Origin of the sequence: Pseudoalteromonas sp. GutCa3, from assembly GCF_002836155.1 — a bacterium.
In the GTDB taxonomy this organism is placed as follows: Bacteria; Pseudomonadota; Gammaproteobacteria; order Enterobacterales; family Alteromonadaceae; genus Pseudoalteromonas; species Pseudoalteromonas arctica.
In genome coordinates this window covers 18,682-32,437 of record NZ_PJBK01000101.1, presented here as the reverse complement: position 1 = coordinate 32,437, position 13,756 = coordinate 18,682, and the positions used below count along the sequence as shown (strand labels likewise).

Below are 13,756 nucleotides of genomic sequence, written 5' to 3'. Positions count from 1 at the left end.
CTTCTCCTGCCTTTAAAATTTCACTTCGCTGTTTTTATAACGTAAGGCCAATATTTGTTTGGCCATCTTCTAGGGCAAACTTTTTAAGTGCCTTCACGCTATCAGAGGTAATACGCCCCATATTTTCTACAAAATCAATTAGCTCACCTAATACTTCAATTTCGTATTGCATTAATGGATGCTCTCTAACGGCCGTGTTATCTGCAACCTCACCTTCAACCGTCATTTGATATTCAATAAAGCGGGCCACTGTTGCTTGAGATATTTTACTGACACTAATGAACTCTTGCTCATCTTGCGCCATTAAACCATGCATTAAGCTAAGTAAAGACGTTGCAGCATCAATAGCAGGGTAAGTACCAAACATATCAAAATCAGCAAGTTCAGGAACATTCGGTTCTATTTTTTCAACTTGTTTTTCGAGATCTATTTTACTTTTAGGCAGTAATATTTTTTCCCAACAAACATTAAGCGAATTACGAAGTAAGGTTTCATCACCAAACCCCGTTGCTTCGCTAAATAAACCGTAATTTGGCAGCATTCGCTCTATTAAAGCACTTGCTAAAACAGCTTTTTGTAAATAGTTAAGCTCTCTAATACGCTGAAAATTATTTGCTTTAGTCATTCTTTAACGTCTCACACGACCAACAAAAATCAAATGTTGATCCATTATGCTCATTACAGTTAGGGCATACCCAATCTGGAGCGGATTGTTTTACTTGTTGATAGTTTACCAATATTTGGCGCGCATGGCGCTCTTTTATCGCATAAACCTGCACACTAACTTGTGCTTGATCAAATGGAATTTCTCCCAATGCGCCTTGGAGCATCTCACCTTTTATTTTGCATTCAATGCCACTGGTTTGTATTAAACCTTTAATAATATTAGCTTCAAGGGTATTTTCGGCTTTATAAATTGTAACCCATTGAAAAGAGCTATCAGTTGAATTTTTATTATTAATATTTTGCAATATTCACCTCATTTATTTTGTGTTAACAATATCCTACGCTAAATTATTAGCATGCTGCACTTTTAAGGAATAAACATGACACTTACAACCCCGGGCTTACTTTTTCCGGCCATATCGCTGCTATTATTAGCCTATACAAACCGATTTTTAGTTTTAGCGCAATTAATTAGGGAGTTAAATGCGCGCGAAGGTGAATCTATCCGACCTGTTGTAGTCGCTCAAATCACTAACTTACGTAAACGAATAAACTTAATCAGAACAATGCAGGTATACGGCGTAGCCTCTTTTTTACTGTGTACATTTTCGATGTTTGCTTTATTTATTGAATTTAATACCACAGGGATTATTTTATTTGGCATTAGCTTAGCTTGCTTAAGTTTATCGTTATTAACGTCTTTATTCGAAATACATATTTCCTGTGATGCGATTGAAATAGAACTGCAAAGCATTGAAAATAAACCATTAAGCAGCCGAATAAATAGAAATTTTGTAAAATAAACTCTTATAGATAAAACACCCTATTATTTGTCACAATCATGTTATATGTACGCCCTATTTTGGGGCGTACTTTTTTATTAATTAGAACAATTAAATTCCAACCTCCTAACTAACCCACTGAGTTAAAATAACTTTGCCTAGATAGTTAATTGCAAAAATATAGACAAAACACAATAAACAACTAGTTATCAATTAAAAAAGTAATACTATTTGGTCGCTTTCCTCTTTAATTAATACTAAAAGGGGGGTATCCTGCTGGAAACACGTATGAACTTGCAACCGTATTTCAATATAGAATTTTACTAAACTTTAGAATAAAAATTAATATATTTGATATCCGTGGTATCTGCGACTTACTTATAAAAAGGGACTATAAAGTGAGATTTGAACAATTAGAGCAATTTGTAGCACTTGGTGTATTACGTCACTTTAGACAAGCAGCTGAACAAACCCAAATTAGTACTTCAGCGCTAACGCGCAGCATTCAAACACTTGAAAATGAAATGGGATATGAGTTAGTAAAACGCTCAACTCGTTCGGTTAAATTAACGCCTGAAGGCGAACTTTTCCTTGAATATGCTAAAACGACTCTATCGGAACTTGAGCTAACGAAAAAACGGATTTTTCAATCAGTAAACGGTAATGCTAATGAAAAACTTGTTATTGGCTATACCAATAAGGCAAGCAGCATAGTACCTATTTCTTGTGGACAGTTTTTAGCCCAATATCCTCATATAAAAATTGAAATGCAGTTACAAGATCAACAAGAGCTAACACGCAGACTCCAACAAGGTGAAATAGACATAAGTGTATACTCTCAAGCTATTAATAGTATTGGCAGTGACATTCACTTACCTGATCAGCTTGTATTATTTGTTTCAAAAAATCACCCTCTTGCACATAAAAACGATATAAGTAAGCAAAATCTTGATAGCTACCCTATGTTTGGCTGCTTCTCTCAATCTAAACAAGTGCAAACTATGCTTAATGAAGCAATTGATTCTTTAAATAAATCATCAAGTATTAAAGTGGGCAGCATTGAGCAAGTAATGGCCGGTGTAGTTAAATCAGATCACTTTGCTATTGCAAGCATTGAGCATGCAAACACAATCGCAGAGAACTCTGAACTCGTGCAACTAAAAACAAATAAAGATTTAAATCACGAACAACTCATTGTACAGACAAGCCAACAAACGTCTATTACCGAACATGTAGAGCACTTGTTGTCGCTTATAAAAAAAGCGGGAGCTGCATTTAACTAACTCTTCTTTTTGAAAAAGTGCGGCACAATAAACAGTAGCTTTAAATCGCTTTTCGGCTACACTGTCGCACCTTTTTTAAACAGCTGATGTGAATGAACACACTTTTTGGTCCTGATGTCTATTTAGATGATATAGAACGCCAAGGATACACCGTAATTCATAACGCGCTTATTGCCGATTTAGTTAACGATTTAGTTGCAGATTGTCACCGTATAAACCCCCACTTTAGCCTTGCCGGTATTGGTCGATTAAATAACTTACAAATAGATAAAACTATTCGTACTGACAAAACCTATTGGTTTGACGGCAGCTCTCAAGCACAGCTTACTTACCAAGCAATAATGCAAAGTATAAAAACCACGTTAAATCGTAGCTTTTTTATGGGGCTATTTGATTACGAATGCCATTATGCAAAATATACACAGGGTGATTTTTACAAAAAACATTTAGATGCATTTAAAGGTCGATCTAATCGTGTATTTACAACGGTGCTTTATTTAAATACGCCAGAGCAAGGTGGCGAACTTGTTATATATAAACCTAAAAGTAAAGAAGTAGAAATAACCATTAAACCAACTGCTGGCACATTGGTTATGTTTGAAAGCGAACGTTTTGCCCATGAAGTGCTTCCCGCAGTTGACGAACGCTATTCTATTGCTGGATGGTTTAGAAAAAATGCCTCTATTAGCGGCATTATTGATCCGCCCCGATAGATCTAAATAGAGAATTTTAACGGCTTTTATTAAGGCTTTAAAATGCTATTGGGTATGAAAGTAATAACCCTATAAAGATAGCCAAGCCCACATAATGATTATTTAAAAACGCTTTAAAGCAGGCATCTCTTTCACGTTTATGAATAAGCGTTTGTTGATATGCCAATAAACCAGCTGCTACACTCAAACCAATGCCAAACGCGACACTTAAATGATTACTTATACCAATAAACGCAACCAGCGCTATAAATACAGCATTAAGTAAAAAGATTATGTGGCGGTCGTATTTACCAAATAAAATAGCGGTTGATTTTACCCCTATTTTTAAATCGTCATCTCTATCAACCATCGCATACATAGTGTCATAAGCGACTGTCCAGCAGATGTTGGCTATAAATAATAACCATGCCTGCTGCGGTAATGCATTTATTGAAGCCATATAGGCCATTGGAATAGCCCAACCAAATGCAGATCCTAAAACAACTTGTGGTAATTGTGTATAGCGTTTCATAAAAGGGTAGCAAAAGGCTAAAGCCAAAGCCCCAAAAGAAAGCAAAATAGTATTAACGCTAAGCATTAATACTAAAATAAACGCAATAACTATGAGCAGTAAAAATAGGCTAAGTGCTTCACCACTACTAACCCGCCCTGAAGCTAGCGGCCGCTGAGCTGTGCGTTTTACAGAGCCGTCTATTTTCCTATCTGCAAAATCATTAATTACACACCCTGCACTTCGCATAACAACAACGCCCAGCGTAAATATAATAAAGTTGAGTAAGCTCGGCATCCCACTATTAGCAAGCCATAAAGCCCAGTATGTTGGCCAAAGTAATAACAAGGTACCAATGGGCTTATCTATACGCATTAGCTGTATATAGTAAGAAATATGTTTTGGCTTTAAAACGGCTAATTTCATGAGTATAAATATGCTCCTGGTAAAAACACTTCACACACTAAAAATTTATATTCTTTGAGTGAAAATACACTTCGACGCCCTAGTAAGTTTTTTCCGGGTAGGTCTAATTTTGCAACTAATTGCTGAACGGGGTGCTTGGCATCAAAATAAGCAATTTCTATATCCGTTCGTTTTAGTGCTGGGTCTTGAAAAATCACATCACCAAGAGGTCGTTCACCCATATTGTGCAAAGGATTGCTCGAATCATTTTTAGGAAGCCAGCTCTGTGCGTATACCACAGGTTTGTTATCGCACAATAAGAGTACTTCTCTATTAATAGCTGTTTTAGCGCTACAGTTTAGTAATAACTTTTGCTCTAGACTTAAAGTAAATAACTGTTCGCTTAATACTCTTACACTAAAAATTTGTGATTTACTTTTTAATTTAGCAGTTAAAGAATTAGGTTCAAAAAGCCATTCTTGCTCTAGAGGAGATAGGTCACTTACATATGAAGTGGACTGCCAATTAGCAGATATAGACAGAGGATAAGTAATCACAATAGCTCAACAAAATAAAAACAACGAGATGATACCATTGCCAAAGCTTTTGAAAAAGTGATGTTTTATAACCATAAATAATTGCTTGGCGCTGTTTATTACCCACTATTAAGTATAAACTATTTGTAACAAGTTTTAAGAAACGCTTTAAATATGAAAAAAATAGTATACGCAGGTCTTTTTACGTTCTTTGTAAGCGTCATAAGCTTTACAGCTCGTGCTGAATCTACAGTTGGTTATTTTGGTTTTGAGCCCGATATAATCACCAACTACATTGGCGCATCAAGTAAAAAAATGGGCTATGTGCGTGTAACTATTGATTTAATGCTTAATGACACTTCAGATATTGCAGTAGTAGAGCACCACACGCCATTACTACGTGATGCCCTAGTAGAGATTTTATCTAAAGAGCCTGAAGAAAAAATAAAATCCCTTACTGGCCGTGAAGAAATACGCGCAAAGTGCGCCGAAAAACTAAAAAGCCTTTTAAAAGAAGAAACAGGACAAGAGATCATCCGTGAAGTCTTGTTCACTAAGTATTTATATCATTAGTATTTAACGTTTTGCGTTAAATACTTTGGCGGTGTAGGCAAAAGCCATACCGCTAACTAATCCACCTAAGTGCGCCCAATTAGCCATACCTACAAACAATACATCTGCAAAACCAAGCACTAACCAAATCAACATAAAACCAACAATAGCCGTACTAACCAGCGCAGGTTTGTTCGGATTTAAAAAGCTATAAATCCAACAAAAACCAAGTAACCCATATACTACGCCACTCAAACCGCCAAAGTTGGGACCAACCATTAGGTATTGCGCCCAATTACTAATAAGCGCAGTCACTAAAAACAAACCTATTAAGCTGAGTTTTCCGCATTGCTTTTCGATATTGTCGCCAAGCGACATCCACCAAATTAAATTAAACACAATATGCATCGCGCTAAAATGCACAAGCGCGGGAGTTAGCCAGCTTAGTGGTTGTGATGGATTAAATTGCAGAACTGTATAAATTTCATCAAATCCACCCAATAAAAAAGCGACATAAATAACAATACTCAATATGCTAACAGTTTGGTTAAGCCAGCTAAGCGCTTTAAACCGCGCCATAAGATTAAGTGATTGCCCTTGATATTTAAGCGGCGATTGTGTGCTGCCTACATCCCAAGATGCTTGCTGGTATTTTTCATGATTAGGGTTTTGTGTAAACTCAACCCATAAAGGCTGAACTTGATGAAAGTCCTCCTCAGTCACGCTAATAATGACATTACTGCCATCTGCTGAGTGTATCTTTGCATCTAGGCCTTGGCTTTTTAAATAATCTATAAAGCCTTGTGCGGCGCGTGGGTTATTTAAACTGCCAAGCTCTATCATCGTTCTACTTTCTCGCTATAAGACGCTTCCCAAGCAGTAAAACCGCCATCCATGCTGTATACGTCTTCAAAACCTTGCTCAACTAAATAACTAGCTGCGCCCTGAGAGCTCATACCGTGGTAACACACAATAATAATTGGCTGATCGAATTCTTTTTCCATCATAAATTGTGCAATATTACCGTTAGAAAGTGCTTCTGAGCCTGGAATACGACCAGCTTGATACGAATTTGGATCGCGAATATCTGCAATTACAACGTCTTCTTTATCTAGAAGTTCTAACGTTTGCGCTATAGAAATGTGTTTAAATGCCATTGAAGTCTCTTTAATTAATAGTATAAAAAAGGCGGCTAAAGCCGCCCTTCTTGTAATTTAGTTAGGAACTAATCCCAGTTTAAAATTACTTTACCTGACTGACCTGAAATCATCATATCAAAGCCAGCTTGGAAGTCATCCACAGAATACTGATGTGTAATGATTGGGTTCAAATCTAGACCAGATTGAATCAAGCTTGCCATTTTGTACCACGTTTCGAACATTTCGCGACCGTAAATACCTTTAATCACTAAACCTTTAAAAATAACTTGGTTCCAATCAACTGCCATATCTGATGGTGGAATACCTAGCATGGCAATTTTACCGCCGTGGTTCATGTTATTAAGCATTGAATTAAAAGCGCTTGGCACACCTGACATCTCAAGACCAATATCAAAGCCCTCTGTCATACCTAAGTCTTTTATTACATCTTCAAGCTTTTCGCTTGCCACGTTTACAGCACGTGATGCACCCATTTTGCGGGCTAAGTCTAGGCGGTATTCATTTACGTCGGTAATAACGACGTGGCGAGCACCAACGTGTTTTGCAACCGCTGCTGCCATAATACCAATTGGGCCGGCACCAGTAATAAGTACATCTTCGCCAACTAAGTCGAACGATAATGCGGTATGAACTGCATTGCCAAACGGGTCAAAAATTGAAGCCAGTTCGTCAGAAATATTATCTGGAATTTTAAATGCATTAAATGCAGGAATAACTAAATACTCTGCAAATGCACCTTCACGGTTTACGCCAACACCCGTTGTATTACGGCATAAATGTACACGCCCAGCACGACAGTTACGACAATGCCCACATGTAATATGACCTTCACCCGATACGCGATCGCCTACTTTAAAGCCACGAACTTCCTGGCCCATATCAACGACTTCACCAACATATTCGTGACCAACAACCATAGGAGTAGGAATCGTTTTACTTGCCCATTCATCCCATTTGTAAATATGTACGTCGGTACCACAAATAGCTGTTTTACGAATTTTAATTAGTAAGTCGTTATGACCCACTTCTGGCTTTGGTGCATCTGTCATCCAAATGCCCGGTTCTGCTTTTAATTTAGATAATGCTTTCATAATTCACACTCAACTAAAAAACCGAAGCAAGGCTTCGGTTTAAAATAAAATTAAATAACGCCCATTTCTTTACCAATACGGGTAAATGCATCAATAGCAATATCGAGTTGCTCAATGCTATGCGCCGCTGAAATTTGTGTACGAATGCGGGCTTGCCCTTTTGGTACTACTGGGAATGAAAAACCGGTTACGTAAATACCTTCAACAAGTAACTTATCAGCCATTAACGAGGCTACTTTTGCATCTCCCAGCATTACTGGAATAATTGCATGATCTTTACCTGCACACGTAAAACCAGCAGCTTCCATTTGCTCACGGAAATATTTAGCATTTGACCAAAGTTTAGCGCGAAGCTCACCGCCATTTTCTAGCATTTCAAGTACTTTAATTGATGCAGTAACAATTGAAGGCGCTAATGAGTTTGAGAACAAGTATGGGCGCGAACGTTGGCGTAACCACTCAACAATTTCTTTTTTACCTGAAGTATAACCACCTGAAGCGCCGCCTAGCGCTTTGCCTAATGTGCCGGTAATAATATCTACACGGTCTAATACATTACAGTACTCAGGTGTACCTTTACCGTTTTCGCCAACAAAGCCAACAGCATGAGAGTCATCAACCATTACAAGTGCATCGTATTTATCAGCTAGGTCGCACACAGCTTCTAAATTACAAATAACGCCGTCCATAGAAAACACGCCATCAGTAGCTATTAGTTTCGTTTTAACGCCGGCTTCATCTGCTGCAATAAGTTGCTTTTCAAGATCAGCCATATCGTTATTTGCATAACGAAAACGCTTGGCTTTACACAAACGTACACCATCAATAATTGATGCATGGTTTAATGAATCAGAAATAATAGCGTCTTCTGCGCCTAAAATAGTTTCAAACAAACCGGTGTTTGCATCAAAACACGAAGAATATAGAATGGTGTCTTCAGTTTCCAAAAACTCACTGATTTTTTTCTCTAGTGTTTTATGAATATCTTGCGTACCACAAATAAAACGAACAGACGCAACACCAAAACCATGATTATTTAAACCGTTTTGCGCAGCTTCAATTAGCTCTGGGCTATTAGCTAAACCTAAGTAGTTATTAGCACAAAAGTTGATTACTTTACCTGACGCAACTTCGATTTGAGCTTGCTGCTGAGATTTAATAATACGTTCGCTTTTATACAAACCTTCGGTTTTTACGTCTTCAATTTGCTGTTGTAGCTGGCTAAAAAAAGCAGATGCTCTCATCTGTGTTCTCCATTTATTTGAACGGGTAAACAACCACATTTAAGCGACTGTTTATTATGGGGGGTATTGTAAAAGTTTAATGGGGAAAATGCACGGTTTGCAGTTCGTCGCAAACGCCCTAAACTGGAAGGAATTCCTGCCAGTTTACAGGCTAATCTGTTTAGTTTATTTATGTCTTTAAAAGTGCAGGTAAACTGTTTATAGAATCGATAATTAAATCAGCCTCTTGCTTGGCACTTTCATCAAAGCTTTGACCTGAACGCACTAAAACGCGGGTAGTGATCCCTGCTTTTTTCGCAGCCTGCATATCACTGAGTTTATCGCCCACCATAATACTGCAAGCCGGGTCGATGTTATGCTCTTGTATGCCTTGCAATAACATACCTGGCGCAGGCTTTCTGCAACTGCACTCTTTCAAATATTCAAGGTGCGCTTTTTTAGGGTGATGAGGGCAAAAGTACACATCGGTAACTTCAATACTGTGATCGCTAAACTGGGCTTTCATCCATTGCGTTAGTGCTAAAAAATCAGCTTCGGTGTAATAACCTCGACCAATTCCAGATTGATTAGTGACGATTATGATTTTATAGCCCGTATCATAAAATGCTTTACAAGTGCTAAAAACACCTTCAATAAATTCAAATTTATCGCTTTGATACACATAACCATGATCAACGTTTACCACGCCATCTCGATCTAAAAAAAGCGCTTTATTTTTTTGTTGTACATTCATTACAAAGACTCTTTTTGTACAACATGATCAAACATCGCTTTTACGTCATCAACTGTAATTTGGCTCATTAAATCATCGCCTTTTACGCGCGTACCCCACGGCACTTGCTCAGCTGTTTTACCAGTTTGCTTAAGCAAATTTTGATGATAAACCTCTACCACGTAATCTTGATATAAGTAAGGGCCTGTTCGTGCTGGGTTTGAATGTGCGTATAAACCAATAACCGGCGTACCAACTGTTACTGCCATATGCGCAGGACCCGTATCGGGTGCAAGCACTAAGCTGCCACGCTTTAACACACACAACAATTCTTTGAGTTTCGTTTTACCCACCAAGTTTAAAGTAGGCGTGTTGCTATGCTCAATAATGCTATTTGCTAGGTTAATTTCAAGCTCTGTTGGACCACCCGTCAATACCACCTTAAAGCCTTGCTCGCTTGCATAATCAGCTAATGTGGCATAACGATCAGCGAGCCAATTGCGCTGTGCTTTACTTGCTGCTGGCGATATTACTAATAGTTTATTAGTTAGGTATTCTGGTGTTAGTAACTCATCGGCAACCGCTTGGTCTTGCTCGGTATATGGCATGTTCCAACTCGGTTTATAATCAGCTACACCAATGGCTTTTGCAAAACCTTTAAAGCCTTCAAGCACATGCGCCTGAGCTTCTGGGGCTATTCGTTTATTAATAAACAAGCTGTGCAATTCTTTTGAACGCGCCCAATCAAACCCTATTTTTACTTTTGCAGGAATACAACGCGCTACAAACCCAGCCCTTAATGCAACTTGCATATTAAGTAGTACATCAAACTGTTGATCTTTAAAGCGTTGCTTTAAGCTTTTAAGTGCTGCTTTACCTTGTTTTTTATCAAATACCACCAGCTCAACACCCGGTAAGTCGGCAAGTAACATCGCTTCTATTTTACCAATAACCCACGTGATTTTTGCATTTGGGTGTGCTTTTTGAATGGCTTGTACAGCACTCACACCATGACATACGTCACCAATGGCTGAGAGTCTTAATATACAAATAGATGAATAGTTAGGAGCTTGAGTCACACATTCCCTTAGGTATTAAATACAAAAGCCGATCTTAAATTATAATCACGCTATTGCAAGCACTTATCCTCAGCTTTAAAACGCGCTAATATAGGCACATTATTTAGCAATTACGCAGAGCTATGTTTAAACAACACGTGCAAGGCAATCACACTGTATTAAGCCACCCTAAATACACGAGCCAAATTACCCTCGATTGGTTTGATGCAAATTATTGGCAACAACAAAATAAAATTGTGGGCGCTAAAAAAGGTCGAGCAACTGCGTGGTTTTTTAAGCAAGACGAATTAACAGCCGTACTTAGGCATTATTGGCGCGGTGGCTTAGTAGGTAAATTGCTAAGCGATCAATATTTATACCCAGGACTTGAACAAACCCGTGTGTATAAAGAGTTTAGCTTAATGAGTAAACTTATAGAGCTTGGTTTAAACGTACCAACCCCTATTGCAGCTAAAGTAACCCGCAGCGGATTAATTTATCGTGGTGATATTATTACCGAGGCTGTTAAAGGCGCTAAAAGTGTACTCGATGTATTAATTGAACGCCCATTGACCGAAGATGAGTTGGAGCGCATAGCTAAAACAATCGCGCTATTTCATTCAAAAGGTGTGTATCACGCCGATTTAAACATTAATAACATTTTGTTTGATGATACTGGTGATGTGTACATTATCGACTTTGATAGAGGTGAAATAAAAATGCCTAATGTGCAGTGGCAACAAAGTAATATGGAACGACTTGAGCGCTCATTTTTAAAAGAACAAGGTCGAAACGAGTCATTTAATTGGCAAGCGACTGACTGGCAAACTCTGCATAGCAACTACCTCAAAGCACTCGCTAACTAAGTTAACCTAATATAAGTTAACTTAGTTAGCCAATGCTAAATACTGCAGAGCAACCTGCTCTGCCTGTACTTGTTTTAGAATATCTGCGTTTTCTACATTTGGCTTATCTGCTAGCACCTGCTTAACGGCATTGGCTAATGCCTCACTTTGCTGAACGGGTACTAAATATTTACTTAGCTCGCCTGTTAATATCTCGCTTGGTCCAAATGTACAATTAGTACTAACTACCGGAGTACCCACCGCTAAAGCCTCAATTAATACCGTTGGAAGTCCTTCAAAATCAGAACTCAACACTAAAGCTTTGGCATGCTTAATCCAGTTGTACGGGTTTTGTTGAAATCCTGGCACTACTAACTGTTTTTCTATGCCGTATTCCTGTGCAAGCTTTAGCGCTTTAGCCGGTTTATTACATAAAAGTACTAACTTGTATTTTTTATCAAGCTTTGCAAATGCTGCAAATAATATATCGTGGCGTTTTTGTTTGGCGAGTCTTCCTACATGAATTAAGTAGGGCTCATTTGGGATATTGTTATTTTGCTCATTTGCTTGCTGTCTTATTTTTTCAAAATCGAACGGGTTGTAAATAGTCGCAATTGCACTTGGGTTAATTAAATCCCCTTGTATTATTTCTTTTTCAACACCCTTTGATACGCAAATAAGTGATTTACCATTTAAATTTTGCTTACTTTTTTTAAGATATAAGTATGAAAATGGACCTAACTTTTTTTGACGTGCAAGTTCTGCATTAACTGAGTTGTGAATAACAAAATGAACATTTTTGATATTACTACGCGCGAGCAAGTTATTACTTCTATCAAGATTAGAAAGCACTAAATCAATATTGCCCAGCTCGCTTTGTTTTTTTTCAAACCAAGTTTGTAGTGTTAAAATGCTATTTTTACGCTGCCAAAATCGATCTACTTTTGATGCCCTATGTGCGAATAAACTCTCCACGTTAAGTACTTCAGGGATATTATATTCAATGGAGTTAGCAAGAGACAAAATAGTGATTCTGTGCTGTAACTTGGCCATTTCCTCAGCAAGGGTAAGCATTACTTTTTCAGCACCACCACCCACTAGGGAATCAATTACAATCACTATATTCATTAGCGATCCCCTATAAGCATATTTTTTATGCCATTAGTGATCACATCGAAGCTATGTGTATTATCAAGTTGACTATATTTAGCAACGAATTCATTATAGAAAGGCTCGCTAATAACCTGAGCTATTTTCGTAGTGATTTCATCAATATCAAGATTTGCTTTTATGACAACACCTGCATTAACACAATGATCCAAACGTGTATTTTGATCTTTTGAGATAGCACATGCCACAACGGGGGTTTGAACTGCAATTGCTTGCAGTAAAGTATCTCCACCGCTAAGTAATGCGATTTTAGCTTGGCTCATTAATGCCAAAAAATCAGTACTTTGCAGACTTGCTAAACAAGTAACCTCATCACTCTCAGGAATGGCTTTCTTATAATTGGGACCAAACACAACAACTGCTTTTAAACCAGTGTGCTTAGTAATTTTAAGCGCGGCTTTAAAGTAAACATCAGCGCAATTAAGGTTATTTAATACATGTCCGCCTGAGCCAGCATTTACAATAAAATAGCCTTCCGATACTAAGTTATAGCGATTTAAAACATCACGTTTTTGCGCGCAAGAGGCAAATGTAACAAAAGGACCTACATTTCGAGGATGTGCCAAGGGAAACATGTCTAACTTCGTACTTTCAGCCCATGTAAGTGGCTCAATACAATAATCAGGCTGTACAACCCAATGTGTATCAATTAAATTAATTCTGTTAAGTTTTAAGCCTTTAGCACGTTTTTTTGCATGCTGAGAAATGAATATAACTTTAGCGCCTACCTTTTTAGCCGCCTTCATATGCCCTGCACGTCCTGCACAATCAAAAACAACGACATCAGGTTTAAATTGCTCTATAAAGTCGCAAACAAAATCAAGCTCTTTAGTCGCTGAGTGTTCGAGTAGTGTGGCTTCAAAAGGACAATCTCTTGCGTAGCTTGTATGCTTATTTAATATAAAGTGAATATCGAGAGAATCTGCAAGTTCTGCCTTTAAACTTTGAGCCAACAACAACGAGCGCATATATTCACCAATGCCTTCTGGTGATGATACTGGAATAAATAAAAGTCGTTTGTTGCTCATTGCATTCTCAATGTCCTATTT

General features: G+C 37.9%; 17 protein-coding genes. 5 read left to right on the top strand and 12 right to left on the bottom strand.

Annotated elements, in window-relative coordinates; genetic code table 11:
• Nucleotides 1-34: 34 nt before the first annotated feature.
• Nucleotides 35-625 carry a YjaG family protein gene (locus tag CXF64_RS18155; protein ID WP_007584732.1) on the bottom strand — a complete coding sequence of 197 codons (591 nt, stop codon included), beginning with the start codon at nt 623-625 and terminating at the stop codon, nt 35-37.
• Nucleotides 618-971 carry a putative signal transducing protein gene (locus CXF64_RS18150; RefSeq protein ID WP_010554404.1) on the bottom strand — a complete coding sequence of 118 codons (354 nt, stop codon included), beginning with the start codon at nt 969-971 and terminating at the stop codon, nt 618-620. The genes CXF64_RS18155 and CXF64_RS18150 overlap by 8 nt, the downstream gene beginning before the upstream one ends.
• Before the next feature lie 75 nt (nt 972-1,046).
• Here CXF64_RS18150 and CXF64_RS18145 point away from each other — a divergent pair, with 75 nt between their 5' ends.
• The 3 genes from CXF64_RS18145 to CXF64_RS18135 all read left to right on the top strand — a co-directional run bounded on the left by CXF64_RS18145 (nt 1,047) and on the right by CXF64_RS18135 (nt 3,444).
• A complete protein-coding gene (locus CXF64_RS18145) occupies nt 1,047-1,469 on the top strand; it encodes a DUF2721 domain-containing protein (RefSeq protein WP_007584730.1) in 423 nt (140 codons plus the stop codon).
• A 377-nt stretch (nt 1,470-1,846) separates the two neighbouring features.
• Nucleotides 1,847-2,731, top strand: coding sequence for a LysR family transcriptional regulator (locus CXF64_RS18140; protein ID WP_024591464.1), 885 nt, complete (start codon nt 1,847-1,849; stop codon nt 2,729-2,731).
• 92 nt (nt 2,732-2,823) lie between these two features.
• On the top strand, nt 2,824-3,444 hold the full coding sequence (locus CXF64_RS18135; protein WP_007584723.1) for a 2OG-Fe(II) oxygenase: 621 nt from the start codon (nt 2,824-2,826) through the stop codon (nt 3,442-3,444).
• 37 nt (nt 3,445-3,481) lie between these two features.
• On the opposite strand, the gene ubiA is transcribed toward CXF64_RS18135, so the two are convergent.
• Nucleotides 3,482-4,360 (bottom strand): 4-hydroxybenzoate octaprenyltransferase, encoded by an 879-nt coding sequence (ubiA, locus tag CXF64_RS18130; protein ID WP_101217704.1) that lies wholly within the window; start codon nt 4,358-4,360, stop codon nt 3,482-3,484.
• Nucleotides 4,357-4,896: a chorismate--pyruvate lyase family protein gene (locus CXF64_RS18125; RefSeq protein WP_101217703.1), complete on the bottom strand. Its 540-nt coding sequence runs from the start codon at nt 4,894-4,896 to the stop codon at nt 4,357-4,359. The genes ubiA and CXF64_RS18125 overlap by 4 nt, the downstream gene beginning before the upstream one ends.
• A gap of 153 nt (nt 4,897-5,049) precedes the next feature.
• Here CXF64_RS18125 and CXF64_RS18120 point away from each other — a divergent pair, with 153 nt between their 5' ends.
• On the top strand, nt 5,050-5,448 hold the full coding sequence (locus CXF64_RS18120) for a flagellar basal body-associated protein FliL (protein ID WP_007584719.1): 399 nt from the start codon (nt 5,050-5,052) through the stop codon (nt 5,446-5,448).
• Nucleotides 5,449-5,451: 3 nt separating this feature from the next.
• Here CXF64_RS18120 and glpG read toward each other — a convergent pair whose 3' ends face one another.
• The 6 genes from glpG to CXF64_RS18090 form a co-directional block, all read right to left on the bottom strand.
• The gene (glpG, locus tag CXF64_RS18115; RefSeq protein ID WP_101217702.1) at nt 5,452-6,270 is read right to left on the bottom strand and encodes a rhomboid family intramembrane serine protease GlpG; all 819 of its coding nucleotides are present in this window, start codon (nt 6,268-6,270) and stop codon (nt 5,452-5,454) included.
• Nucleotides 6,267-6,584 (bottom strand): thiosulfate sulfurtransferase GlpE, encoded by a 318-nt coding sequence (gene glpE / locus CXF64_RS18110; protein ID WP_007584717.1) that lies wholly within the window; start codon nt 6,582-6,584, stop codon nt 6,267-6,269. The genes glpG and glpE overlap by 4 nt, the downstream gene beginning before the upstream one ends.
• Nucleotides 6,585-6,652: 68 nt before the next feature.
• Complete coding sequence (tdh, locus tag CXF64_RS18105; protein ID WP_007584716.1) at nt 6,653-7,678, bottom strand: L-threonine 3-dehydrogenase; 1,026 nt, start codon at nt 7,676-7,678, stop codon at nt 6,653-6,655.
• Between the two features lie 50 nt (nt 7,679-7,728).
• A complete protein-coding gene (locus tag CXF64_RS18100; protein WP_007584715.1) occupies nt 7,729-8,922 on the bottom strand; it encodes a glycine C-acetyltransferase in 1,194 nt (397 codons plus the stop codon).
• A 169-nt stretch (nt 8,923-9,091) separates the two neighbouring features.
• Nucleotides 9,092-9,655: a D-glycero-beta-D-manno-heptose 1,7-bisphosphate 7-phosphatase gene (gene gmhB, locus CXF64_RS18095; protein WP_101217701.1), complete on the bottom strand. Its 564-nt coding sequence runs from the start codon at nt 9,653-9,655 to the stop codon at nt 9,092-9,094.
• Nucleotides 9,655-10,713, bottom strand: coding sequence for a glycosyltransferase family 9 protein (locus CXF64_RS18090; protein WP_101217700.1), 1,059 nt, complete (start codon nt 10,711-10,713; stop codon nt 9,655-9,657). Before CXF64_RS18090 ends, gmhB begins: the two co-directional genes overlap by 1 nt.
• 122 nt (nt 10,714-10,835) lie before the next feature.
• Here CXF64_RS18090 and CXF64_RS18085 point away from each other — a divergent pair, with 122 nt between their 5' ends.
• Nucleotides 10,836-11,558 (top strand): 3-deoxy-D-manno-octulosonic acid kinase, encoded by a 723-nt coding sequence (locus CXF64_RS18085; protein WP_101217699.1) that lies wholly within the window; start codon nt 10,836-10,838, stop codon nt 11,556-11,558.
• Nucleotides 11,559-11,579: 21 nt separating this feature from the next.
• On the opposite strand, the gene CXF64_RS18080 is transcribed toward CXF64_RS18085, so the two are convergent.
• Together CXF64_RS18080 and CXF64_RS18075 are read right to left on the bottom strand one after the other, a co-directional pair.
• Nucleotides 11,580-12,665, bottom strand: coding sequence for a glycosyltransferase (locus CXF64_RS18080; RefSeq protein WP_101164176.1), 1,086 nt, complete (start codon nt 12,663-12,665; stop codon nt 11,580-11,582).
• A complete protein-coding gene (locus CXF64_RS18075) occupies nt 12,665-13,735 on the bottom strand; it encodes a hypothetical protein (protein WP_101217698.1) in 1,071 nt (356 codons plus the stop codon). Before CXF64_RS18075 ends, CXF64_RS18080 begins: the two co-directional genes overlap by 1 nt.
• Between the last annotated feature and the right edge of the window lie 21 nt (nt 13,736-13,756).